Raw genomic sequence first — 23,110 nt, 5'->3', positions numbered from 1 at the left:
GCACAGAGTTCTGTACGCCCCGGTGGTGGCCGCGGGGCGGAAGTTCGCCGGTCCCGGTCGTCAGGGGGTGTCGAGGTCTTCGTTCCGCTCGCGGTAGGCGAGTCTGCGGATGTCGTCCTCCGGGACGACCCCCCGGAAGGCCCAGACGTCGTCGATCACGCCGGACCAGTACTCGCCCCAGACCCCGCCGGTCCGGCTGCGGCCGATCTGGAGACCACCGCCTGCCTCGAACGGCCAGGTCGAGGCGCGCCAGGAGAGGATGTCGGTGCACTCCGGGTCCTCCGCGTCCTCGCAGACGACCTGTTGCAGCTCGCCGTTGACGTAGAGGGACATCTGGTCGGCGAAGGCGTCGTAGACCGCGGCCACGTGATTCCAGCCCGTGGCCGTGGGGAAGGCGTCGTGTTCGGCGATCTGGTGGGTCCCGCCGGCGCCGTCGGCGGTGGCGACGTCCAGCTGCCAGCGGCCCGCGTACGCGGGATCGTCCGGGTCGGGCACATAGCGCAGGATCAGGGCGCTGTCGGAGTTGCCCGCGAGGGAGAGGACGGTCGCCTGCCGTTGTGGGCGGGCGGGTGCGGCCACCCACGCGCTGACCGTCCAGCTCTCGGCGGAGTCGAAGGGCGCGCCCGCGGTGGCGGCGTAGTCGCCGTTCCCGTCGAGGGACAGCGCCTGGCCGTCCCCGATGACACCCGGGGCGAACGTGGCATTGCCGTGGAGGGTGGCGCCCGGTCCCGCGCCCGTCGCTTCTGGAGTGACCGGCGGGGTCCCCGAGGCTCCGTCCAGGCGCCAGCGTCCTTCGAGGACGGGATTGCGGCGGAACAGATCCTGGATCTCCTCCTCGGAGATCACCCGGTCGAACAGGCGGAGCTCGTCCAGGCTTCCTTCGAAGAAGGTGCCCATGGTGCTGACGCCGCGGGCCGCGCCGAGGTAAAGGGGCCCGTTGGGAGTCCAGTTGTAGGCATAGTCGGCGCTGCTGACGCGGCGGCCGTTGACGAACAGGGTCATGGATCGCGCCACATGGTCGTAGACGGCGACCACGTGCTGCCACTCACCGGCTCCCGGGCAGGCCCCACTCGTCGCGCTGCATGCGCCCTGATTGATCCGGACGGCCCCGGCGTCGGCGGTGTCGGCCGTGGCGCGGGCGAAGACCCAGCCGCCCTGCGCCTTGGAGTGGTAGACCTCGAACGCGGCGTTGTTCGTGCCTTCCTGGTCGAGAACGGTCATCGTCCGGTCCGCGTTCTCGGGCAATCGTGCCCAGAAGGAGGTGGAGAAGCTGTAGTAGGTGTTCACGACCGGGCGGGGGGAGACGGCGTAGGCGTCGGTGCCGTTGAGGTGGAGCGACGTACCGGTGACCCCGGCGGTGCCCGGCGTCGCGCCTCCTGCGAGGTCGGCGGCGACGGACTCCCCGGTCCCGGTGACGGCAACCGCGCTCGCGGGCTCGTCCAGCGGCCAGGCCGCCTTCATCGGCCGACCCGGCATCACCGGCTCGTCCGCGTGCAGGGCCGCCACCTGGGTGTCCCGCAGGGCCACGTCCCACACGCGCAGGTCATCGAGATCACCGGCGAAGAAGTTGCCCGCGACCCCGTCGTTGGCGTTGGCGCCGATCAGAAGGGAGGCGCGGGAGTCCCAGTCCGCGGTGTAGGTGGCCGAGGCCACCCGCTGACCGTCGATGAACAGCCGCATCTCGTCGGCCCCGTGATCCATGACGCCCACGACGTGCGTCCATCTGCCGGAACGCCTCTCGACGCACGTGGCGTCGCCTGCCGGGCAGGCGGGCTGGGAAGCGCGGACGACGGTGCCACCGACGGGGCCGTCCGTGGTGTCGCGGTAGAACACCCAGCCGCCGAGTGCGGCGGAGTGGTACAGCTCGAAGGCGGACTGATGCGCCCCGCTCTGCGAGACCGCGACCGTCGCGCGTTCCGCGCTCTCCTCCGGCAGCCGCGCCCACAGGGACACGGTGAATCCCTGGGTCGTGTCAACGATGCCACCGGGAGTACGGGCATGGTCGTCCACGCCGTCCAGCGTCAGGCCGTTGCCCGAGCGTCCCGCCCCGCCCGCGCGCAGACCGCCTTCGAGTGACGCCGGGTAGGAACCGGCGCTGCCGAAGGTCTCGCCCGATCCCGGCGCTTCGTCGAATCCGAAGGCGGCGCGTTCCGGCTGGCCCGTGCGCACCCGGAACCGGTAGGTGGTGATGTCACTGTTGTTCCCCGCCGCGTCCCACGACTGGGCGGTGATGAAGTTGACTCCCACCCGGGTGGGCATGAAGTCGATGCTTCGAGGCGCACCACCTGAGGTGGTGAGGCTGTTGGCCGTGGTGGGGTTCCCGTTGACGCCGTAGGTGTACCGCACGACATCCGGCTCGGCGGCAGCGAGCGTGAAGGCGCCGTACCGTCCCACGCCGTTCATCCACGGATCGGCCGGATTCGACGGATCCGATTCCGGGTACTGCACCGAACCGATGGTCGGCCCGTCCGGATGAGTGGGGTCCCAGATGAAATGGCAGGCCGTGGCCGCGCCGTCGAAACTCCACGGACTCCATGCCGCGCCGTCCCAGACACGAACGCCCCAGCTCAGCAGTGCGTTCGCCGGGAACCGACCGTCGTTCGGCAGCTGATACCGGAACGTCGATCCCGACGCCTTCATCGCGGACAGTCCTGAAGTGAACAGCACGTGGGTGGTGTTGTCCCATTCCGCGACGCGCCACTGCACCGCGATGTCGTCGCCGTCGGGATCGTGCGCCTCCACGTCGGTGGACGGCACACGGTTGATCCGGCGCGCGTCGGCGCCAGGGACACATCCGCCACCCGGATTCATCGTCAGGCCGGAGACGCGCGGTTGCGTCGGCGCGCGGTTGTAATGGACGCGGAGGAAGGCGGTGTCGTCGAAGCGCTTCCAGGCAGCATGGTCGTTCTCGTCCGTGGCCCGCAGCCCGAACGTGACGGTCGGCCAGCCGTGGGAGGCGGCGTCCGAGACGGCCCGGCCTGCCCAGAACTCGATGTCACCGGCCGGGCAGCCGTCCCAGCCATGCGCCTCGTCCCGCGTCTGGAGCCGGTCGATCCAGTAGCCGCTCTCCGTCTGCCTGTCCCAGGTCGTCCCCGCGCTGACGTCACGCGTGCGCCACAACTGCACCTCCTGGGGTCTGCAGTTGAAGGAGAAGGAGTTCTCGATGACGAACTCGGCGTCCAGGATCGACTTCCCCGCGTAGCGGGCCGTGGGCATCTGGTAGAACAACCGCTTGACGTCCTGGTAGTTGCAGTCCGCGTCGTAGCCGTAGGGACACATCCCCACGCCCTCATCGCCCGAGAACTTGAAGAACGCCTTGTTCGAGTGGTGGCGCGACACCATCCCCCACTCCGTGTCGCGCTCGGTCCACCATTGGGGATCGATGTACACCGGGTAGGTCGTCCCCGGGCCTTGCAGGAGATCCTGGTCCGGCGTGAGCACGACCTCCTCCCCTTCGGACGAGACCTCGGCCGTGACAGGCGCCAGCAACGCGCTCCCCGAAGGTCCCTCGGCCGGGTCCGCCGCCGATCCGTCGGTTCTTGCCGCAGCGTCGGGCGCGCCCGACGAGTCCCACATCATCGGCTGGGCGGCGGAGAACACGACACCGCCCGCCCCCTCGTCGGCGGCTTCGAGGCCGCCTTCCCCGTCGGTCCTGAGGTCGAGTCCCTGCGTGGCCACGGGCAGGACCAGTTCGTCCAGCGCCGGATCGGCCGCCGCCTCCGGGGTCTTCACCACCAGGAGATGGGAGACGTTGTCCACCTCGGCGCGTACCTGGAGATCAACGCCCGGCAGCACCTCGGGGTAGGTGGCCACGGTGCCGGAGACCTCGGGCGTGGGCAGCTCACCGGGCCAGTCCACGGTCAGTTCCCGGCCGGCCAGACCGCTCAGGGTGAACATCGGCTGGTCGCCGCCCCCGGAGATGGCCACGTCGAGCACCGATGCCACCGGAGCGATGCCGCCGCCGGGCAGCACCCGCAGGGTGGCGTCCGTGTCCACCCACTCCCCGTCCGCGTCACGGACCCGGACCGGACGGAGATGCTCCTCCGTGGTGAACGAGCCGTCCGGTTCCGCGAACGTCCGACTGGTCTCCGACGTCAGCCCCGATATCTCGACCGGTTGCCCGGACCGCTCGGCCTCGGCAAGGGCTTCGGCCTCCGGCCCGGGCCCTACGCCCGGACCGTCGCCCACCGCGTCGCCAGGCACTGCCGCGGCAACCGCCGGTGCCGAGGACAGCAGCACCACGCCGACCGCCAGAAGCGTCGCCAGCCGTTCCGCTCCACGGCGCAGCCGTTCGCCCCCCATGCCCACCCCTCCCACCGAAACACCAGATCGACGGCACAAGTCCCCTGCTCACGCCGATCCGTTCACGGCAGCCCCCCAGGAAACGCACATCGAGCCCGCAGAGAATCTCCGATGCGACGACGTGGAGCAATGAGGCATCCCCCTCCGGCACCACAGTTCCCGGCACGTCCACCCGAGAGACACCCGCGCTTCCCCTCACGTCTCCCCCATACGAGACGAACGCCTCATAGGGAGAACAGCCGACAGTGGCGAGATATCCCTCCTGCTCGTCCAAAGTGACGCAACGACGCGTTGTCATGAGGAAACGGGTGGCCCGTGTGGACGGGGACGGTCCGTCGCCCAGGTCAGGGGCGCCTGAGTGCCGCGTGGGCCGCTTCGAGGCGTTGGGGGGCTGCGCGTTCGGAGTGGTCCTCGGCGATGTCGTCCGCCCACGCCAGGAGTTGGTGGAGGTGCGCGTCGGTCTCTCCGGCGGTGACACGGGGGGTACCGAGGGCGACGTCGCCCGTGGTCCCGTCGAGGGTGACGAGAGCGCCGTCGGCGAGCGTGCGGCCCCCGGCCGTCACCGTGCCGCTCCCGGCATCGACGGCGAGTCCGGCGACGCCGACGACGGCGGGCTTCCCCAGGGCCCGCGCGACGATCGCCGCGTGGCTGGCCGGTCCGCCGCGCGCGGTGACGATGCCGGTGGCGGCGGCCAGGCCGTGCATGTCGTGGGGCGACGTCTCAGGCCGCACCAGCACGACCGGGGCCTCGGCCGCCATCCGCACCGCCAGCTCCGCAGTCGTCGCCACCCTGCCGACGGCGACGCCTGGGCACGCGCCGACGCCGCGCGCGAACAGGTCCGCGTCCCGCGGCGACGCCAGGCGCGGCGTCCCGACGTGCAGGAGCTGCCGCGGCGAGATCCTGAGCACCGCCTCGCGCCGGTCGATGACCCGTTCGTCGGCCAGCTCCACGGCGAGGCGGACCGCGGCGCCCCCGGTAAACCGGTCCGGCCTGACCTGGAGGAGCCACAACTCGCCCGACTGGAAGGTGAACTCGACGTGGCACGCGTCCCGGTAGTGACCCTCGATCCGACGCAGCGCGTCGAGCAGGCGCGCCCACACCGCGGGCTCCCGCGCGGCGAGTTCCCGCAACGGCCGGGTGGCGGATCGCCCCGAGACGACGTCCTCGCCCTGCCGCCCGAACACGACGTCCCCGTAGGGACCCGGCTCGCCTGTGGTGGGATCACGGCTGAACGCGACCCCGCTGCCGCTGCGTTCGTCGCGGTTGCCGTACACCATGGCCTGGACGATCACGGCCGTGCCCGGCCCGTCCGGGAGGTCGTGCACCGCGCGGTACGTGCGGGCGCGCGGCGCGTCCCATGACGCGAGGACGGCCTCGACCGCCCAGGCCAGCTGACGGGCCGCGTCGTCCGGGATCGGCCGTCCGCACCGCTGCCTGACGAGGTCCTCGACGGCGCCGGTCGCGTCGGTGTCGAGCACGGCTCGGGCGAAGCTCGACAGGAAGCGCCGCCGCGCGTCGAGGGCGAACCGCCGGTCGCCCGTCTCGTCGGCGAGGCACGCGGTCGCGTCGGTCGTGAGGCCCAGGCCGAGGACCGTGCTCATCATGCCGGGCATCGACACCGCGGCCCCGGAGCGCACGGAGACCGCCAGCGGCCGTCCGGGGCCGCCGAACGTGCGCCCGGTCTCGCGTTCCAACCAGCTGACGGCCTCGGTCAGTTCGCCGCCGAGCCCGCGTGGGAAGGCGCGGCAGGCGGCCGTCGTGAGGACGAAGGCGGCGGGCACGGGCAGCCCGAGACGGTGCAGGAGGACGAGACCGAGCGCCTTGCCGCCCAGCGTCTCCGCCGTCCCCTCGGTGTCGGCGCGGAGCGTCCTGATCCACCTCATCGCCGCAACCCGAGGGTGGCGAGCAGGTCTTCGTGCAGTTCGGCCCACACGGTGTGGTACGAGACGGTGCTGTCCGTCACGTACGCGGGCTCCCCGGCGGCGGCGCGCGCGAGGGCTTCGGCGAGGCGGTGACGGTAGCGGCCGAAGCGGGGCAGTGCGGCGGCCAGTTGGGCGAGGACGGGGACCGCACGCCGGTCGAGGTCGGCGAACCGGCGCAGGACCCGGGAGTCGTAGGCCGGGTCGCCGTGGTCGTTGGCGGTCATGACGCCGTCCACGCGGCGGAGTTGCCATGCGGTGCAGAGATCGAGCAGTTCGGGGTTGAGCACGAGGAAGCGGGCGAACGCCGCGTGGACGGCACGGCGGGCGTCGGCCGCGTCGAGTTCGGCGGTGACGCGCTCCGCGTCCGCCGCGCGCCCCGCGTCCGTGAGCGCCCAGAAGGGCATGGCGCCCGGGGTGCGCGTGACGAGGCCCGCGGCGCCGAGGTCGATCAGCTCGGACTCGGCGTCCGGCCCGTCGAGGCCCGTGAACGCGCGGACGCGTCCGAGGCTGGAGGCACCGGCGCAGCGCAGCGCGTGCAGCACCCACAGGCCGGGGTCGGTGGGGCGGATTTCCGGCGAGGTCATGGCGTGTGCGTCCCCTGGGTGGGCGGTCGGTCGTGCGGGAGCGGCGCTCGTCATTCGCGGCGGCCGTAGGCGCGGACGGCGAGCGGGCAGAAGACGAGGAAGAGGGCGGCCGACCACAGCAGGGCGCGGCCGATGCTCCCGGTGTCGGGCGTGCCGTTCAGCAGGGCGCGGCAGGCGTCCATGACGTGGGTGACGGGGTTGACGTCCGCCCAGGCGCGGAGCCAGCCGGGCAGGGTGTCGGTCGGGGCGGCGAGGCTGGTGCCCAGTTGCAGGGGCAGGAAAGTGAGGAAGCTGAACGCCGTGACGGCCTCTGCGTTCCTGGCGAGGACGCCGATGAGGACCGTGACCCAGCTGACGCAGAATCCGAAGAGGATCGCGAGCCCGGCCGCTCCCAACGCGGCGGGCACGCCGCCCTCGGCGCGGAAGCCGAGCAGCGTGCCGAGGGCGGACAGGATCACGACGGCGATCAGGTAGCGGAGGACGTCGGCGCCCACGGAGCCGAGCAGCGGGGCCGTGCGGCTGATGGGCAGGCTGCGGAACCTGTCGGTGACGCCGTTCCGCAGGTCGAGGTTGACGGCGGAGCCGGTGGAGATCATGCCGGTCAGCCCGGCGCCCATGACGAGGATCCCGGGGAAGAGGTGGTGCAGGTAGGCGCCGGTGGTCCCGGCGACGGGGCGGCCGAAGAGGTAGAGGAAGAGGACGAGGAACAGCGCCGGGGTGACGACGCCGTTCACTATGGGGCCGGGGTTCCGGCCGGTCTTGACGAGGCTGCGCCGGGCGAGGACGGCGCTGTGCCGCACGGTGGCGAGGGGGCGGGGCCCGGCGGTGGGGAGGGGCGTGGTCATGCTGCGTCCTCGGTGTCGGTGGTGCGGGCGCCGGTCAGGGACAGGAAGACCTCGTCGAGGCTGGGGAGTCGGAAGGCGAGCTCGCCCACGTCGATGCCGTGCGTGCGGAGTTGGGCGGTGATCTCGAAGAACGCGGCGTCACCGGCGACCGGTACGACGAGTTCGCCGGGGCGTGACCGGTCGGGTTCACGGCCCGCGACGCGTGCGACGATCGCGGCGGCGGGATCGAGGTCGCCGGTGTCCGCCGGGCGCAGGACGACCGTGTGTCCGCCCGTCGCGCGCTTGAGGTCGGCGGGCGCGCCGGAGGCGATCACCCGTCCGTGGGCGAGGACGGCGATGTCGTCGGCGAGGGTGTCGGCCTCTTCGAGGTACTGCGTCGTGAGGAGGACCGTGACGCCGTCGCGGGCGAGCCCGCGGATCATCCGCCACAACGCGTCGCGTCTGCCGGGGTCGAGTCCGGCCGACGGTTCGTCGAGGAGGACGACCTCGGGCCGCCCCACCAGGCTGGCGGCGAGGTCGAGGCGGCGGCGCATCCCACCGGACCACGTGGCGACGAGCCGGTCGGCGGCGTCGTCCAGGCCGAAGCGGGTCAGCAGTTCACCGGCCCGCCGGTGGGCCTCGGTGCGCCTGAGGTCGAGGAGCCTGCCGAGCATCACGAGGTTGGCGCGTCCGGTCAGTTCGTCGTCCACGCTCGTGTGCTGTCCGGCGAGGGCGATCCGGCGGCGGACCAGGGCCGGGTCGCGCCGCACGTCGGCCCCTGCGACGCGGACCTGCCCGTCGTCGGGGCGCAGGAGGGTCGCCAGGACGCGGACGACGGTCGTCTTCCCGGCGCCGTTCGGGCCCAGCAGGCCCAGCACCTGCCCGCGGCGCGCCGACAGGCTCACCCCGTCAACGGCCGTGATCCGGCCGAACCGTTTGACGAGTCCCTCGACCTCGAAGCCCTTGTCGCCTGCCACGCGAATCTCCGATGTTCGTCGTTTTCAGATGCCGTTATCATCTGGATGCCAGTTGTATCATGCCGGGGACGGAGAGGGGACCACGATGGCCAGGCTGACCCGGGCGCAGCAGCAGCGGCGGACCCGTGCGGCGGTACTCGTCGCGGCCGGGGCGGAGTTCGCCGAGCGCGGCTACGCCGAGGCGAAGATCGACCGGATCGCCGAGCGGGCCGACCTGACCAGGGGCGCGGTCTACTCCAACTTCACCGGCAAGCGCGCGCTGTACCTCGCGGTGCTCGCCGACGACGCGGAACGGGCCAGGGACGCCGCCGAGGCACCGGCGGCGTCGCCCGCGACCGCCGGGCAGGCCCTCGGCGCGTTCGCCCGGGTCTGGCTCGAACGGCTGCCCCTGTCGGGCGACGAGCCGGGGAGCGGACGGCTCAGGCTGCGTTCGCTATCCGGCGTGCTCGACACCGCGCCGACCAGGGCCGCGCTGGCCGAACTCGTCCGGTTCGAGGCGCTGTTGCTCGCGCTGGCCCTTGAGTCGCGCCGGGCGGCGCGGCGCCGGATGGTGCGGCCCGCCGAACTGGCGCTCGCCCTGCTGGACGGGGCGGCCTGGCGCGCGGAGAACGCGCCGGGGACCGGCGACCCCTTCGACCTGACCCGCGCGGCCGAGCACCTGGCCGACATCGCCCTGTCCGACGACGAGGCGGCGGCACACCTGCCGTTCGTCGCCCCGGCGCGGACGGCCGACGACCCGTGGGCGCCGCCGCGCGGGCTCACCGACGAGATCACCGGCCGGGCGGTCGATCCGGCCGAGGACGGCGTCGTCGTGGTGCTGGGCGTGGGCCGCCTGTCCGCGGCCGAGGACGCGGTGCGCTCGGCGGCGCCGCGTGACGCGCTGACGTTCGTCGTCGTCACGGACGACGCGGCCGAGGCCGGACGGCTGGCCCGCCTGCGCGTCGCCGATCTCACCGGCTGCCTGCGGCGGGTGTTCGCGGCGGGGGAACTACCGCGTCCGCGCGTCGTGTTCGACGAGGAGGGCGCGGTGTCGTCCGCCCTGGGACTGCCCCCGGGCGGGGACCTCACGGAGGCCGCGGTCCGGGTACGGGCCGGGGTGGTCGTGGCACGCGCCGACGGCCGCGGCGCCGGTCACGCCGCCGCCGTCAGCGGCACCCGGACCGGCTGAGGCCGGGCGCGGAGCCGACCCGGCGTGAGGATTCCGCTCCGCCCGTGATCGGGGGCCGTGACGGTCGTTGGACACCGTGCGGCCCCGTCGCGGGCCCACCGCCGCCGCCGACGACGACGAGGAGCCCCCCCATGACGGAACGCCCCCTCGCGCCGCACGAGGCCGCGATCGCCGCGGCCGGCGTCCGGCTCGTCCTGCACTCCGTGGTCGAGGGCGAGTTGGACGAGACGGTCCTCGCCGAGGCCCTGCCCCACCTGCGGGTGTCCTGCCCGCTGATCGCCGGGCGGATCACCGGCGCGGCCCCCCACGGGCGACCGACGGTCCGCATCGAGGAGGGCACGGCAACACCCGTCCTGCACCGGGGCGTTGACTTCCACGAGGAGATCAACGCGCCGCTCGACTGGGACGCGGGCCCCCTGCTGCGGCTCGCGGTCCTGCACGAAGCGGGGCACAGCCGGATCGTGATGACGCTGCCGCGCGCGTTCGCCGACGGGATGAGCCACCTGGCGCTCCATCGCCGCCTGTGGACCCTCTACTCGGCCCTCGCCACGGGCGGGCCCGTCCCCTCGGACGTCGTCCGGCCCGTGCTGGGCCCGGCGCTGGACGACATGCTCGCCGCCCGCACCACCCCCGGGCAGCTCAGGGACTTCGTCGCCGAGCGCGCGGCGCAGGACGCGCAGGCGCCGCCCGCGCTGCTCCCCGCCCTCGCCTCGCGCGACGGCGGGCCGGGCCCGGACAGGAGCCTGCGTGTCCTCGGGGTCGGCGCCGACGCGGAACGGACCGCACGGCTCGTCCGGCAGGCCCGGGGCGCCGGGCTGACACTCAACGCCCTGGTCTCCGGCGTCCTGCTGAGCAGCCTGCGCGCCCGGTTCCCCGCGGCCGACGGCCCCGTCCGGCTGCTGTGCACCACGGCCGTGGACATGCGCCGCCGGTTCACCCCGTCCCTGCCCGACGACGTCCTCCAGTCGGCGGCGACGACCACCTCGCTCCGGCTGCGGATCGGGCACGGCGCCCACCCGGCCGACATCGGGCGCGAGCTGGCCGCGCAGTTGCGCGCCGCCCTGGAGAGCGGCGCGGCGGCGAGGGAGCTGGCCGCGTTCCCGCACATGCTCGACCAGCAGCCGCCGAGCCTGGTGATCACCGACGTGGGCGTCATCGCCGCACCGGAGACGGCGGGCGGGCCGCGGATCAGGAGCGTGCGCATGGCACCGCTCGGGCACGTGCCGATGATCTTCGCCGTTCTCAGCCGCTACCAGGGCCGCCTGGCCATCGACCTGACCTACAGCCGCGCCTGGTACACCGACGCCCAGATCCGGGAGCTGGCCGACGGGGTGTCCGCCACGCTGGACGAGCTGACCGCAGAGCGGTGACGCCCGCTCGTCACAGGCTCGCGAGCAGGGCGTCGAGCGGGGCAGGGACGTGGGCGGGGTCGAGGGCTTCGACGAGGACGCGGCCGTAGTGGATCTTGCGCCCCTTCTTCGTGCCGAGGAAGCGCCGCAGCTGCCGCTCAGGGCCCCGGTCCTGCTGCGCGGGCTGGCGCAGGAAGGTCTGGAGGGCGCGCAGGTCGCCCTCCTCGCGGACGAGTTCGGCGACGCGCGGGACGCCCAGCGCGCGGATCAGCTCGTCCTCCAGGTCCGCCGCGCAGACGAAGAACTCCGCCCCCGCCGCACCGGCCCGCTCCAGGCCGCGCGCGTACCATCCGCGCTCCGCCTCGTCGCACAGCCCCGTGAGGCGCAGGCCGAGGCCCGTGGGTCCGAGGAGGTGGGCGAAGCGCCCGACACTCATCGCGCCGCCCATCGGCAGGACGCAGACGCCTTCCGCCTCCAGGTCCCGGCCGCGGCGCGCCGCCAGCGCGCCGACCGCCGCCGCGTCGCTCGGGCCTTCGAGCAGGACCACCGTCCGGACGGGCAGCCGCGCGGCCAGCTCGCGGGCCGGGTCACCGCCGCCACCGGCCGCCCACGCGGTGACCGCCTCCCGGAACTCCCCCATGTCAGCCATGGGAGGAGTCTCCGCCCTTCCCGGCCGCCGCGGTAGGCAATTCCCCCGAGGGCGTGCCGCCCGCGAAAAGGGCGGCCGATCCGGCGGTTTGACCTGAAAGCGGGGTACGTACGGGTTTGAGTTCGGGGATTGCGTCAACGGGTACGGTATGGCCCAGTCGAAACGAGAGACAGAACGCAAGTACGCGGCGCCCGCGGCCGGTGTCACCTCATGGCTGCCCGACCTGACGGGCGTGAAGCCTGTCGTCTCGCTCGCGGACCGCGGCGTGCAGGAACTGGACGCCGTCTACTACGACACCGCCGACCTCCGGCTGACCCGCGGCAGCGCGTCCCTGCGGCGCAGGACCGGGGGCACGGACGCGGGCTGGCACCTGAAGCTGCCCCTGCCGGGCGACAGCCGGGAGGAGATCCAGACCCCGCCGGATTCCGAGGACGTCCCCGGGGAACTGCGCGACCTCCCCCTCTCCCGTACCCGCGGAGCGCCGCTGCGTCCGGTGATGCGGCTGCGGTCCACCCGCATGCTGCGCCAGCTCCTCGGCGCGGAGGGCGACGTCCTGGCCGAGCTGAGCGTGGACGCGGTGCGCGCCGACTCGCTGCTCGACGGCGGGGGGCACACGATGTGGACGGAGCTGGAGGTCGAGCTGGCCGACGGCGGCGACCCCGCACTCCTGGACCGCATCGAGAAGGTGCTGCGCAAGAACGGCGTCGGCCGCTCGCGGAGCCCGTCCAAGGTGTCCCGCGCCCTGGCGGAGACCGCGGCAGCCCCGGAACAGGCGCCGGGCGCGGGCGCCGGGGTCTCCCCCGGGTCGGCCGGTGCGCACGTGCTCGCGTACGTGGACCGGTGGGTCGGCACCCTGGTGGACCTCGACCCGGCCGTCCGGCGCGACACGCCCGACGCCGTGCACCGGATGCGCACGACGGCGCGTCGCCTGCGCGGCTGCCTGCGTTCCTACCGCTCCGTCCTCGACCGGGAGGTCACCGACCCCATCAGGGAGGATCTGCGGTGGCTCGCCGGGCAGCTCGGCGCGGAACGCGACCACGAGGTGCTGCGGGAGCGGCTGACCTCCGGCGTCCGGGAGCTGCCGGGCGAGCTGATCCTCGGGCCCGTCACCGCGCGGCTGCAGATATGGGACGCGGCGCATCGGGCCGACGGCCGTCAGCGCGTGCTCGACACGCTCGCCTCGCCCCGCTACCTGGAGCTGCTGGAGAGGCTGCGGGCCCTGGCCGACACCCCGCCGCTGCGCGCGAAGGCGGCCGGGAAGCCGGGGAAGGTCCTGGTCAAGGCGCTGCTGAAGGAGTACGGCCGACTCGCGGAGCGTATGGACCGTGCGCTGGCCATGCCGCCGGGGACCGAGCGTGACGCGGCGATCCACTACGCCCGCAAGGCCGCCAAGGGACTGCGCTACGCGGCCGAGGCCGCCGGTCCGGCCCTCGGGGAGCCCGCGGCGCGGCTGAGGAGGCGCGCCAAGGCCGTGCAGCAGGTGAGCGGTGCGCAGCACGACGGCGTCGTGGCGCGTGACGCCCTGCGGCATCTGGCGATCTCCGCGCACGCGGCGGGTGAGCCGGGCTTCACCTGGGGTGTGCTGCACGGGCGTGAGGGGGCCGCGGCCGAGACGAGGGAGCGTGAGCTTCCCGAGGTGTGGGCCCTTGCCCGCGAGGCGGCCGGGGACAAGGCGCTGCGGGGCTGAGGGAACGTGGTCGCGGCCGGGTGGTTGACCCTGACGCAGGGGCGGCCCCGCAGCATGTTCGCCATGACGACGAGAGAGCACGCGAGCGACCCGGACTCCCCGCGGCGGACGGTCAGCGGCGAGGAGGGCGGCAGGGCCGTGGAGCGCTTCACGGTGCACCACGACGGAGTGACGATCCCGGTGTCCCGCGGCGGCCGGGGACGGCCGCTGGTCCTGTGCCCGGGACTGAACTCGACGCAGGCGGATCTGCACGGGCTGGTCGGGCTCCTGCGCCAAGACCACGAGGTGGTGACCTTCGACCTCAGGGGGCACGGCCTCGCCCCGGCCGCCGACCGGTACTCCTTCGACGCGTTCCTGAGCGACCTCGCCGCCGTGCTGGCTGACCCCCGGAGCGTCGGCCCGGCCTCGCCGCCCGTGCTCGTGGGCTACTCGCTGGGCGCGGACCTGGCCGTGCACCACGCCTCCGCACATCCCGGGAGCATCGCCGGGCTCGTCCTCATCGACGGGGCGAACCCCCTGCCCGAGCCGTTCATCGGCGCCACCGACCTGGCCGTCTTCCGGGCGATGGCGGACGATCTGGCGAGGTCGCAGGAGCGCGGGCGGACCGGGGGCGGCGCGCACCGGGTGCTGCTGACCGCCCAGGACATCCACGTCCTGAACCTGGAGATCGACGTGGTCCGCTCCGGGATCCTCGACCTGTACCGGCGGATCGACCGCCCGGTGAGCATGATCATGTCCCGGTCGATCGCCGGTGACGGCGGCGAGGGGCGCGCGCCACGGCACAACCGTCTCTGGCGCGACGGCATCGAACGGCTCGTCGGCGAGCGCCCGGACGTCACCGCGTCCTGGCTGGACGCCGATCACCGGCTCGTCTTCACGCACGCCCCGGAGATCGCCCGGATCATCCGCCGGGCGACGGGACGGATGGGCCGGGGCGCTTCGTGAACGGCCGGGGGGAGAGCGGTCCGACGCTGACGATCGGCGAGCTGGCGTCGTACGCGGGGGTGACGGTACGCACGGTGCGGCACTACCACGCCAGGGGCCTGCTGCCGGAGCCGGAGCGGGACCGTTCCGGCTACCGGAGGTACGGCGGCGGCGCCGTGGTCGAGCTGATCAGGATCCGGACGCTCGCCGAGGCCGGGGTGCCGCTGGCGCGCGTGCGCGAGCTGTTGCGTGCCGGTGAGGAGGAGTTCGCGGCGGCTGTCGCGGACATCGACAGGCGGCTGCGGGCGGAGATCCGCGAGCGGCAGCGACGGCGTGAGCGGATCGCGCGGCTCGTCGCCGGGGACGGCCTGGCGCTGCCTCAGGACGTGGTCGGCTACCTCGACCGGCTGCGGGCGCTCGGGGTGGACGAGCGGATCGTCCAGGTCGAGCGCGACGGGTGGATCCCACTGGCCGCGCGCTCGCCCGAGCGGGTCGCGGGGTGGATGGCGCGCAAGCGGGAGCAGCTCGCCGACCCGCAGTTCGTCGCCTTCTACCTCGCCCTGGGCCGGGCGCTGGACCGGACCGACGACGACCCGCGGCTCGCCGCGCTGGCCGACGGGCTGGCCGTCCTTCTCACGCGGATGGCCGAGGAGCACGGCGAGGGCTATGTGGACGACACGGGGGTCGAGCCGCCGTTCGCCACGCTGATGGACGCCCTGGCGTTCGACGCCGCGCCACCGGCCCGGCGGCTGGCCGAGCTGCTGAGGGAGCGGGGCTGGACCGGCTGGACGAAGCTCGAACGCGTGGCGCCGGAGGACCGCGGGGGCGGGGAAGGAGCCGTGGCCGGGGACGTGCCGTGAGCCATGCCGCCCACCCGACACACCGCGGGCATCTTCGCCGCCGACGTGCTTCTCTGCACTTCACTCTCAGGGGTGAACGGGGCTATGTGGCTCGTCAATGGGCCTCCGAGACAGACGGGGTGGGGACAGCGCCGACGACTGCCCGGTGAGTTGTCGGGCGTCGGTAAGATCAGCGCTCTCCTTGGGGGTGCGATGCGAACATCAGGGCGGGCCAGCGAGGGGCAGAAGTACGCGCTGACCTCGGACGAGGACGACAGTGACTTCTGGGGCTTTACTCACGAGGCCGAGGGGCTCTTCACCCCTCTGCCGGACGAGGAGGGCGCACGCCGAGTGCACCTCGAAGGGTGTCTCCCGCAGGGTGGCCTACTGAAGAGCCTCGATCATGTCGGTGGTCGTCGCGCCATGGCGGGGAACGCATGGCTCGCCCTTCTCGACGGCGACGGTGCCACCATGGGGTCCTACTTCGTCAACGAGGTCACCGTCCTCGACGCCAAGCCTTCCGCCCTTGGAACCGGCCTCGTGGACGTCACAGTGACGCTGCGGTGCGAGAACGCCCTGCCCGGAGCGGAACGAGCGTGGGATCTGGTCCGCACGGGTCAACTGGACCGCACCGGCATGTGGCACGAACTCGCACCCGAGGATCGACACGCGTGGCTGTCGGTAGCCCTGTGGTCCCGGGAGTACCAACGCCAGGGGAAGCCCGATGCGCCTGCAGGCCAGGTGTTCGCCTTGGACGGCCGGCACATGGTCGGCGAAGACAGCTTCTACTGTGCAATCGGTGAGGCCATCAACGGACCCGGCGGATACTTCGGCTGGAACCTTGCCGCTCTGGACGACTGCCTTTGCGGCGGGTGGGGCGCCACTGCTCCATTCACCTTGCACTGGGATTCCTCGGCCGAGGCTCGGGAACGGTTGGTAGAGCGCGTGCCCGCCGGTGACCGCGAGCTTGTGCTGTTCGACCTCCTCCTGGAGATCTTCGAGGAACGAGGCGTGAACGTCATCCTTCGGTGACGGCTGGTCGCTTCCAGGCATTGGCCCTGGGAGGGTCATTCGGACTCCTGGGGACGGCGGCGTGCAGGGATGCCGAGGTGGACGGCTGGTCGCTGGGCTCGGCGTTGGGTCTCGTCGCGCTTCGCGCGGAGGAAAGTGAGGGTGAGGTCGATGCCCTCGATCTCACCGATCCAGCCTTCGGCCTCGGCCTGCGTCCTGCGTTGCAGGAGGTCGGCTTCGAGCTCGGAGAGCCGGGCGAGCATCTTGGGATTGACGTGGAGCATCGGGCAGCGGATGCCCCGTTGACTGAACGAACCAGGTTGATTGTGCAGTTCAGGGCACAGGTGAGGTTGCGGCCCAGTACGGTCTGCGGTCGTGATGAACGATCGTGTGCCCGAGCGGGATCTGTCGAGGTTGGCCCTTCCTCGGTGGGGTCGGGTGGTGGAGACCGGCGACCGGTACGAGCCCTACCGGCTCGTCGACGCCGACGGCGCGGTCGTGGCGCCAGTCGCGGTGTTCTTCCAGGAACTGCTCGCAGCCGGGAGGGCGGCGGCAACCGTCCGTTCCTACGGCATGGACCTGCTGCGCTGGTGGCGGTTCCTGCACGCGGTCGAAGTGCCGTGGGATCGAGCGACACGCGTGGACGCTCGGGATTTCAGCTGCTGGATCCAGCTGACGGTCAAGCCGCGAGCAACCGCGGCCAAGCGGCGGCCAGCCCGCACCATCGGCACCCCGAACCCCGTAACCGGGAAGACGAGCCCTGGGCTCGGCTATGCCCCGTCGACCGTCGCCCACAGCGAGACGGTGCTGCGCAAGTTCTACGACCTGCACCGCGATGCCGGATCCGGGCCGTTGCTCAACCCGTTCCCGCTGGACCTGGCTCGTCGTTCCGGCCGCGCACACGCCCACCACAACCCGATGGACGCCTGGGCGCCAGAGCGGACCGGCCGCTACCGGCCCACGGTTCCGCGCCGGATTCCGCGCTCGATCCCGGACGAGTGGTTCAACTCGCTGTTCGCGGCGCTGCGGTCGAACCGGGACCGGGCAATGATCGCGTTTTGGATCTCCAGCGGAGTCCGGGCCTCGGAGCTGATCGGCGTCCGGCAGTGCGACGTCGACCCAGGGCAGCAGCTGATCAGCGTTGTGCGGAAGGGCTCCCGAGCACGGCAGCAGGTGCCGGCCTCGGCAGATGCGTTCGTATGGCTGCGGCTCTACCAGCAGGAGCTGCACGGGCTGGTGCCGAGGGGCCGGACGCAGCCCGTGTGGTGGACGCTACGACGTCCGTCTCAGCCGCTGACCTACCACGGCGCCCACCGCATGTTCGAGCGGGTAAACGCAACCTTCGGCGCGGACTGGACCCTTCACGACCTTCGCCACAGCGCCGCCGCCCGCATGGTGCGCGACCCGGCGCTGACGCTGACCGACGTGCAGTGGGTCCTCGGACACGCGCATCTGACCACGACCGAGATCTACCTCGCGCCGCGCCAGGACGAGGTCGTGGCCGAGGTGCTGGCCCACCACGCCCGACAGGCAGACCGGCACACCGAACCGGTGCCGCCGCCTCCCGCACCCGGCTACAACCCGGAAGCCTTGGACGTGCTGTTCGGGCGGTCTTCATGACCACCACCACGAAACACTCGACCCGCCGACAACTGCAGACCGCGAATGCAACAGTCGAACAGGCCCGAGCACGGAACAACGTACTGAGGGAACGGTTCCCGCCCCGCTCCGCAGAAGCATGGTGGCCGACGACAGCGCAGTCGTCGGACGAGGTGCTGCGGCGGCTGACGGCGCCACCGTTCTTGCCAGCGGCCAACGCCACCCGGGCCGGGCGACGGCGCGGGGTCACCAAAATTCTGCACTGGCTGTCCAGCCTCCCCGGGGATACCTGGCAGCAGCGGTGGAAGGCCAGCTGCGCTGAGGACATCCCCGGCGCGAACTGGACGGATCTCCCGCTGAGATTCTTGCGCCAGAGTGGGCCGTCACCGTCGTATGAGCGCGTTGACCTGACCTCCGGGCTGCTGATGCTGGCCTGCGGCGACGTCATCCGTCCCGACCTGGCCTGGATGCTCACCCGCACCCACAAGCACCTGGCTCCGGTCATGGCCGAGGTCCGCGACCCCGAAGGGTTCGCACGGCTGGTACAGCTGGCCGAGTCCGGACCGGTCAGCGCCCGAGGAGAAGTCACCATCGCGGCGACTCGGATTGCGATGCTCCTGGCCTGCAAGGGCGGTCCGATCGCTGACATCACCGTCGGCGACTGCGTGGAGCTGGTCGACACCCTGCGTCGGGTCCATGTCCGCGGGGGTCAGCGCAAAGTCGACTTCTACCTTCGGCTGCGAGCCTTGGGTGTCTTCCCTGAGGACGCCCCGGCCACGATCCGAGCGTTCGGGCTTGCCGCCGGCCGGCTGAGTATCGAAGAACTCGTGGATCGCTATCCGATCCAGTGCCGCCGGGTCCGCGACCTGATCGTGGACTACCTGCGCGAACGGCAACCGTCGTTGGACTACACCAGCCTGGACGCGGTGTCGCGGACACTGGCCGGGCTGTTCTGGACCCGGATCGAAGCGCTCTCCCCGGGCATCGACTCCCTGCGGCTGCCACCGGCACTGGCCCGGGCCTGGAAGACGGACATCGCCACCAAGAAGCGCACCACGATCGGTCCGGACGGCACCGCCGTCGAGATCGCCAGCCCCCGGCTGAACGCCAAGGACGAGCTCATCCGCGTCCGCTCCTTCTATCTGGACATCGCCCATTGGGCTGCTGAAGAGCCGGCCCGCTGGGCGCCGTGGGTGGTGCCCTGCCCGATCAGCGGCGAGGAGATCAGCAAGGCCAAGGACCGCAAACATCGCAAGGCCCGGATGGACCAGCGCACCCGCGAACGGCTTGCCGTCCTGCCGGTGCTGACCGACACCGCCGACCGCAGGCGCCACGCCGCAGCCGAACTACTGGCTGCCGCCGAACACACCCGGCCCGGGGATCTGATTCCCGACACTGCCGGGGCCTTGCGCAGAGCCGACGCGCCCAAGGCCGCCGGGCACCTGATCTGGGCCGAGGAGACCTCGACCGGGCGGCGGCGGAACCTCACCCACGAAGAGACCGAAGCCTTCTGGGCCTTCGCCGCGATCGAGGTCCTGCGCCTGACCGGCATCCGCAACGAGGAACTCCTGGAGCTGACCCACCACAGCATCACCGAATACCGGCTCCCAAGCACCGGCGAAGTCGTGCCCCTGCTGCAGGTCGCCCCCTCCAAGACCGACAGCGAACGGCTCCTGCTGATCAGCCCGGAACTGGCGGACATCCTTTCCACCATCATCCGCCGCCTGCGAGGAAGCAGCCGCGCGATCCCGCTGGTGACCTCCTACGACGTCCACGAGCGGGTCTGGAACCCGCCGATGCCGCTGCTGTTCCAACGCACTATCGGCACCGAACACCGCGCTTTCACTCCGACCGCGCTCCGCAAGCTTCTGATCAACGCGCTGGCCACCACAGGCCTGACCGATGCCGGCGGCGAACCGCTCGTCTTCTCCCCGCACGACTTTCGCAGGATCTTCGTGACCGAAGCCATCATGAACGGCCTGCCACCGCACATCGCGCAAGTGCTCTGCGGGCATCAGAGTCTTGACACGACGATGGGCTACAAGGCGATTTACCCGGCCGAGACCATCGAGGCTCACCGCGCCTTCATCGCCCGCCGCAGGACTGTCCGGCCCAGCGAAGAGTATCGGACCCCCACCGAGGAGGAATGGGACGCCTTCCTCGCGCACTTCGAGAAGCGCAAGGTCTCCATCGGCACCTGCGGTCGCGCCTTTTCAAGCCCTTGTGTTCATGAACACGCTTGCGTTCGTTGCTCGCTTCTCCGGCCGGACCCGGCCCAGCGCGGCCGGTTGCAGGAGATCCGCGACAACCTCGTCGCCCGCATCACCGAGGCCGAGCGCGAGGGCTGGCTCGGGGAGGTCGAAGGGCTCAGGGTCAGCCTGGCTGGCGCCGAAGACAAGCTTGCTCAGATGAACCGACGAGCTTCCGACGGTACGGCGATCGACCTCGGCATGCCGCGCATAACCGCAGCTCAATCCACCCAGGCGGGGGGAACGGCTTCGCTGACACAATCACTGGATGACCAGTAATGACATCCGGTTCGACTGCCAGCACCGTGGCGACGGCGGCCCGCTCGTGATCTGGGACTCCTTCGAGCAACCCCACCGCCAGACACGCGACTATTCGGGATTCGGCCCATTCCATTTCGACCGCTATCAATACGATGACGCCGTGAATGCCCTGAGCGCGGCAGTCAGCTCCGAGATGATGTGAGCACAACCCATCGGCTCAGCACGGGAAGGAAGCAGTCGTGTTTGACCACGTCATCGGGATAAGCCCCGAGCAGGCCGCATGCTGGACCGCCTTGGTCGAGGAGTCCCGACCAGTCCTGCAGAGCGACGGAATGGAAGCCGTTCAGACCCTCCTTGCCGAGCGCGGCATGAGCATCATCCAGGCGATCGCAATCACCCGGGCACTACTGGGACATGCGGAAACACCACTCCGAGTCGCCATCGACATCGTGGCTACGAGCAAGGTTCGGCAGTAAGTTCAGAGAAGCAGGCGTGCTCGTGCTGGCAGGGGGTGCCGTAGGGGCGGGCGCAGGAGCCGAGCTCGACCTTGCGGCGGTCGAAGTGCTCCTCGAACTCCGTCCACTCGTCGGAGGTGGTGTCCCGGTATTCGTCGGTGGGACGGATCTGGCGCCGGTGCTCCAGGTGCTCCTGGTAGTGGCGCCATCGGGCCGCCGACGAAGCGGCTGGGGTAGTCCAGGCCCTCGGCGATCGGGCCGTGGCGGCGGCTGACGCCGGTGGTGGGGCTCGCGGCGGTCTTGGGCACCGAACACCGCCGCGATGTCGTCGGCGGCGTAGCCGGTCGGGTAGCTCACCTGGGGGCGCGGCTGGTTGTAGTGCTCCAGCAGGGCGTCGAAGATCTCCTCGACCCGCACCGCGAGATAGCGGCTGGTGGTCTGGATGTTCGCGTGGCGCACTGGACCGGCCCAACACCGGCTTGGGCGCCAGCGGGCTCAGGTGGCTCAAGGCCCGGCGACGCTGAGGCGAGGCGGGCACCGGGTTCGCCACCGGGCCGCGTCCGTAGTGCGCGTGGAACGTGTAGAAGCCGCTGACCACCGACAGGGCGTGGTTGATCGTCGTCGGTGAGTACCCGGGGCTGAGGTACGGCTTCCCGGTCCGCGGATTGACCGTTCCCGGAGGCGGCGACTGCGGGTTGCGCCGCCGACGCCGCGGGTTCGGGGCCGTACGTAGCCAGCCGGTCAGGACGGCCGTCTCCGCCTCGGTCGCCCGTTCCCAGGCCACATCGAGCAGCCACAGCAGTCGGAACCAGCGCAGCATCCCGAAGGCGTAGCTACGTGCAGTCAGCGGGCTGCTGTCACTCAGCGCCAGGTCGCGCAGGTACGCGGTGACCGGCTCCACCTCGCGTCCGATGCCGTCGATGGCGATGAAAGGAGGGTGGGCCTCACCGGTTTCCACCACGGCACCAGCGCGGGGCAGCTGGGCCCGACCCTCCATCAGTTCGTGACGTAGATCCACTTCTCCTCCTTGATCGCGATGATCGACACCGCGATCAACGAGGAGAAGAGGTGCGGATAACGGTGCAGGTTCTTTGTTTCTTCCCCGACGGGACGGTCCTCGACGTGACCGGCGGCGGGCGCTGGGTTCAGGACGCGATCGCGCGGGGCGCGAGGCATTCCTCAAGGAACGCGAGCGCGCGCAGGTGGTAGGCGCGGGCCGCCCAGCCGAGGCTGATGTTGTGGCCCGCGTCCGGCTGGCGTTCGGCGCGGACGTGCGGCGCCGCGCCGAAGGCGGCGGTCAGTTCGGCGAGCGCGTCCGGGTCGTGCCGCCACCATGCCTCGTGCTCGGCGAAGGTCAGCCGGACGGGTACCCGGACGCGTGGCGCCAGGTCGCGGAAGTGCGCGGGCCAGCGGGCGGCGTCCGCGATCTCCTGGGCGGGCATCGGCTCGACGGGGACGCTGCGCGCCTGGAAGGTGCCAGGCGGATACAGGTGCAGTGGGCCCCAGTTGCGCCGCCAGTCCCCGTGCCGGGTCAGGTCGGGCGGGCCGTGGCGGGGGTCCTGGTAGGCGTGGCCGATGCCGGAGAGGTCCAGGCCGAGCAGCGTCTCGCCGGGGAGATCGGCGGCGGCGCCGATCGCGACCTTGCCGCCGAAGGAGTGCGCCAGGAGGAGGATTCCCGCGCCGGTCGCGTGGCGGGACGTGAAGTCCCGCAGCGCGCCGGTCACGGTCGCGGCCTGGTCCGTCAGCGTCTGGCCGAGGGGCAGCCGGGCCGCCGACGCGCCGTAGCCGGGGCGGTCGAGGGCGAGCACGGTGTATCCGAGGCTCGCGCCGAGGGTCACGAGCGACAGGCCGGGAGCCGTGCGCGCGTCGAAGTATCCGGCGTTCAGGCCGCCGCCGTGCAGCGCCACCACGGCGGCCCGCGCGGGGGCGTGCTCCGGCTCGCCGAGCAGCCCGGACAGCGTCACTCCCCCGGCGTCCACGCTGATCCGGCGGACCGTCGCGGCGGGGTTCGGCGGGGGCGGAGCAGTCATCGGTTCGGGTGCGCGCGGCATGGCTGCTCCGTGAGCTGGGAGGGGTCCGGTGTGCCCGGCCTTGTGGTGGGGCCGGGCACACGAGGGCGTGGTGGGTCAGTAGCGGTAGTGGTCGGGCTTGTACGGACCATCGACCGGCACGCCGATGTACGACGCCTGGTCAGGCCGCAGTTCCGTCAGGCGGGCGTCCAACGCGTCGAGGTGGAGGCGGGCGACCTTCTCGTCCAGGTACTTCGGCAACGTGTACACCCCCGTCGGATACTCCGAGGTGCGGGTGTAG

Annotated in this window: 20 protein-coding genes; 10 read left to right on the top strand and 10 right to left on the bottom strand. The window is 72.0% G+C overall.

The genetic code is table 11. The annotated features are described in order from the left end of the window. Positions 1–60: 60 nt before the first annotated feature. The 5 genes from IF27_RS27980 to IF27_RS27960 all read right to left on the bottom strand — a co-directional run bounded on the left by IF27_RS27980 (position 61) and on the right by IF27_RS27960 (position 8,609). A complete protein-coding gene (locus tag IF27_RS27980) occupies positions 61–4,302 on the bottom strand; it encodes a LamG domain-containing protein (RefSeq protein WP_052852653.1) in 4,242 nt (1,413 codons plus the stop codon). Positions 4,303–4,646: 344 nt separating this feature from the next. Next, on the bottom strand, positions 4,647–6,185 hold the full coding sequence (locus IF27_RS27975) for a pyruvate, phosphate dikinase (protein WP_052852652.1): 1,539 nt from the start codon (positions 6,183–6,185) through the stop codon (positions 4,647–4,649). Then, complete coding sequence (locus IF27_RS27970; RefSeq protein WP_052852651.1) at positions 6,182–6,808, bottom strand: hypothetical protein; 627 nt, start codon at positions 6,806–6,808, stop codon at positions 6,182–6,184. Before IF27_RS27970 ends, IF27_RS27975 begins: the two co-directional genes overlap by 4 nt. Positions 6,809–6,858: 50 nt before the next feature. After that, on the bottom strand, positions 6,859–7,653 hold the full coding sequence (locus IF27_RS27965) for an ABC transporter permease (RefSeq protein WP_052852650.1): 795 nt from the start codon (positions 7,651–7,653) through the stop codon (positions 6,859–6,861). Continuing rightward, the gene (locus IF27_RS27960) at positions 7,650–8,609 is read right to left on the bottom strand and encodes an ATP-binding cassette domain-containing protein (protein ID WP_052852649.1); all 960 of its coding nucleotides are present in this window, start codon (positions 8,607–8,609) and stop codon (positions 7,650–7,652) included. Before IF27_RS27960 ends, IF27_RS27965 begins: the two co-directional genes overlap by 4 nt. Before the next feature lie 85 nt (positions 8,610–8,694). Between IF27_RS27960 and IF27_RS27955 the strand changes: the two genes are divergently transcribed. Both IF27_RS27955 and IF27_RS27950 read left to right on the top strand, forming a co-directional pair. Then, positions 8,695–9,777 carry a TetR family transcriptional regulator gene (locus IF27_RS27955; protein WP_052852648.1) on the top strand — a complete coding sequence of 361 codons (1,083 nt, stop codon included), beginning with the start codon at positions 8,695–8,697 and terminating at the stop codon, positions 9,775–9,777. Positions 9,778–9,908: 131 nt separating this feature from the next. Further along, entirely contained in the window at positions 9,909–11,147 is a 1,239-nt protein-coding gene (locus IF27_RS27950) for a phthiocerol/phthiodiolone dimycocerosyl transferase family protein (protein WP_052852647.1), read from the top strand. Between the two features lie 10 nt (positions 11,148–11,157). On the opposite strand, the gene IF27_RS27945 is transcribed toward IF27_RS27950, so the two are convergent. After that, positions 11,158–11,775 carry a TOPRIM nucleotidyl transferase/hydrolase domain-containing protein gene (locus IF27_RS27945; RefSeq protein ID WP_052852646.1) on the bottom strand — a complete coding sequence of 206 codons (618 nt, stop codon included), beginning with the start codon at positions 11,773–11,775 and terminating at the stop codon, positions 11,158–11,160. Positions 11,776–11,923: 148 nt separating this feature from the next. Here IF27_RS27945 and IF27_RS27940 point away from each other — a divergent pair, with 148 nt between their 5' ends. The 4 genes from IF27_RS27940 to IF27_RS27925 all read left to right on the top strand — a co-directional run bounded on the left by IF27_RS27940 (position 11,924) and on the right by IF27_RS27925 (position 16,257). Beyond that, positions 11,924–13,462 (top strand): CYTH and CHAD domain-containing protein, encoded by a 1,539-nt coding sequence (locus IF27_RS27940; protein ID WP_052852645.1) that lies wholly within the window; start codon positions 11,924–11,926, stop codon positions 13,460–13,462. A 63-nt stretch (positions 13,463–13,525) separates the two neighbouring features. Further along, positions 13,526–14,407 carry an alpha/beta fold hydrolase gene (locus IF27_RS27935; RefSeq protein ID WP_190233127.1) on the top strand — a complete coding sequence of 294 codons (882 nt, stop codon included), beginning with the start codon at positions 13,526–13,528 and terminating at the stop codon, positions 14,405–14,407. Beyond that, on the top strand, positions 14,404–15,246 hold the full coding sequence (locus tag IF27_RS27930; protein WP_223291240.1) for a MerR family transcriptional regulator: 843 nt from the start codon (positions 14,404–14,406) through the stop codon (positions 15,244–15,246). The genes IF27_RS27935 and IF27_RS27930 overlap by 4 nt, the downstream gene beginning before the upstream one ends. A gap of 192 nt (positions 15,247–15,438) precedes the next feature. Next, positions 15,439–16,257, top strand: coding sequence for a barstar family protein (locus IF27_RS27925; protein ID WP_052852644.1), 819 nt, complete (start codon positions 15,439–15,441; stop codon positions 16,255–16,257). 35 nt (positions 16,258–16,292) lie between these two features. On the opposite strand, the gene IF27_RS27920 is transcribed toward IF27_RS27925, so the two are convergent. Further along, entirely contained in the window at positions 16,293–16,520 is a 228-nt protein-coding gene (locus IF27_RS27920) for a recombinase (protein WP_110946313.1), read from the bottom strand. Between the two features lie 94 nt (positions 16,521–16,614). Here IF27_RS27920 and IF27_RS27915 point away from each other — a divergent pair, with 94 nt between their 5' ends. The 4 genes from IF27_RS27915 to IF27_RS27900 are packed head-to-tail and all read left to right on the top strand — an operon-like array spanning position 16,615 to position 20,821. After that, on the top strand, positions 16,615–17,856 hold the full coding sequence (locus IF27_RS27915; protein ID WP_052852643.1) for a tyrosine-type recombinase/integrase: 1,242 nt from the start codon (positions 16,615–16,617) through the stop codon (positions 17,854–17,856). Continuing rightward, positions 17,853–20,363 carry a site-specific integrase gene (locus IF27_RS27910; RefSeq protein WP_110946312.1) on the top strand — a complete coding sequence of 837 codons (2,511 nt, stop codon included), beginning with the start codon at positions 17,853–17,855 and terminating at the stop codon, positions 20,361–20,363. The genes IF27_RS27915 and IF27_RS27910 overlap by 4 nt, the downstream gene beginning before the upstream one ends. Next, on the top strand, positions 20,353–20,547 hold the full coding sequence (locus tag IF27_RS27905) for a hypothetical protein (RefSeq protein ID WP_052852642.1): 195 nt from the start codon (positions 20,353–20,355) through the stop codon (positions 20,545–20,547). Before IF27_RS27910 ends, IF27_RS27905 begins: the two co-directional genes overlap by 11 nt. A 37-nt stretch (positions 20,548–20,584) precedes the next feature. After that, on the top strand, positions 20,585–20,821 hold the full coding sequence (locus IF27_RS27900; protein ID WP_052852641.1) for a hypothetical protein: 237 nt from the start codon (positions 20,585–20,587) through the stop codon (positions 20,819–20,821). 975 nt (positions 20,822–21,796) lie between these two features. Here the strand turns inward: IF27_RS27900 and IF27_RS27895 are convergent. The 3 genes from IF27_RS27895 to IF27_RS27885 form a co-directional block, all read right to left on the bottom strand. Next, positions 21,797–21,976, bottom strand: a complete 180-nt coding sequence (locus tag IF27_RS27895; RefSeq protein WP_052852640.1) for a hypothetical protein — start codon at positions 21,974–21,976, stop codon at positions 21,797–21,799. After that, a complete protein-coding gene (locus IF27_RS27890) occupies positions 21,946–22,851 on the bottom strand; it encodes an alpha/beta hydrolase (RefSeq protein ID WP_052852639.1) in 906 nt (301 codons plus the stop codon). The genes IF27_RS27895 and IF27_RS27890 overlap by 31 nt, the downstream gene beginning before the upstream one ends. A gap of 75 nt (positions 22,852–22,926) precedes the next feature. Next, positions 22,927–23,110: adenosylhomocysteinase (locus IF27_RS27885; protein WP_190233126.1), on the bottom strand; the 184-nt coding region annotated here is incomplete at its 5' end.

This window comes from Streptomyces avicenniae, from assembly GCF_000719135.1.
Lineage (GTDB): Bacteria > Actinomycetota > Actinomycetes > Streptomycetales > Streptomycetaceae > Streptomyces > Streptomyces avicenniae.
Note: the sequence above shows the minus strand (reverse complement) of the source record. Positions and strands in the feature narration are given on the sequence as shown.

Bases quoted from the DNA above. Each gene is read 5' to 3' on its own strand.
- IF27_RS27980 (WP_052852653.1), bottom strand. From the start codon at position 4,302: ATGGGGGGCGAACGGCTGCGCCGTGGAGCGGAACGGCTGGCGACGCTT.
- IF27_RS27975 (WP_052852652.1), bottom strand. From the start codon at position 6,185: ATGAGGTGGATCAGGACGCTCCGCGCCGACACCGAGGGGACGGCGGAG.
- IF27_RS27970 (WP_052852651.1), bottom strand. From the start codon at position 6,808: ATGACCTCGCCGGAAATCCGCCCCACCGACCCCGGCCTGTGGGTGCTG.
- IF27_RS27965 (WP_052852650.1), bottom strand. From the start codon at position 7,653: ATGACCACGCCCCTCCCCACCGCCGGGCCCCGCCCCCTCGCCACCGTG.
- IF27_RS27955 (WP_052852648.1), top strand. From the start codon at position 8,695: ATGGCCAGGCTGACCCGGGCGCAGCAGCAGCGGCGGACCCGTGCGGCG.
- IF27_RS27950 (WP_052852647.1), top strand. From the start codon at position 9,909: ATGACGGAACGCCCCCTCGCGCCGCACGAGGCCGCGATCGCCGCGGCC.
- IF27_RS27945 (WP_052852646.1), bottom strand. From the start codon at position 11,775: ATGGCTGACATGGGGGAGTTCCGGGAGGCGGTCACCGCGTGGGCGGCC.
- IF27_RS27940 (WP_052852645.1), top strand. From the start codon at position 11,924: ATGGCCCAGTCGAAACGAGAGACAGAACGCAAGTACGCGGCGCCCGCG.
- IF27_RS27935 (WP_190233127.1), top strand. From the start codon at position 13,526: ATGACGACGAGAGAGCACGCGAGCGACCCGGACTCCCCGCGGCGGACG.
- IF27_RS27925 (WP_052852644.1), top strand. From the start codon at position 15,439: ATGCGAACATCAGGGCGGGCCAGCGAGGGGCAGAAGTACGCGCTGACC.
- IF27_RS27920 (WP_110946313.1), bottom strand. From the start codon at position 16,520: ATGCTCCACGTCAATCCCAAGATGCTCGCCCGGCTCTCCGAGCTCGAA.
- IF27_RS27915 (WP_052852643.1), top strand. From the start codon at position 16,615: ATGAACGATCGTGTGCCCGAGCGGGATCTGTCGAGGTTGGCCCTTCCT.
- IF27_RS27910 (WP_110946312.1), top strand. From the start codon at position 17,853: ATGACCACCACCACGAAACACTCGACCCGCCGACAACTGCAGACCGCG.
- IF27_RS27905 (WP_052852642.1), top strand. From the start codon at position 20,353: ATGACCAGTAATGACATCCGGTTCGACTGCCAGCACCGTGGCGACGGC.
- IF27_RS27895 (WP_052852640.1), bottom strand. From the start codon at position 21,976: ATGCCTCGCGCCCCGCGCGATCGCGTCCTGAACCCAGCGCCCGCCGCC.
- IF27_RS27890 (WP_052852639.1), bottom strand. From the start codon at position 22,851: ATGCCGCGCGCACCCGAACCGATGACTGCTCCGCCCCCGCCGAACCCC.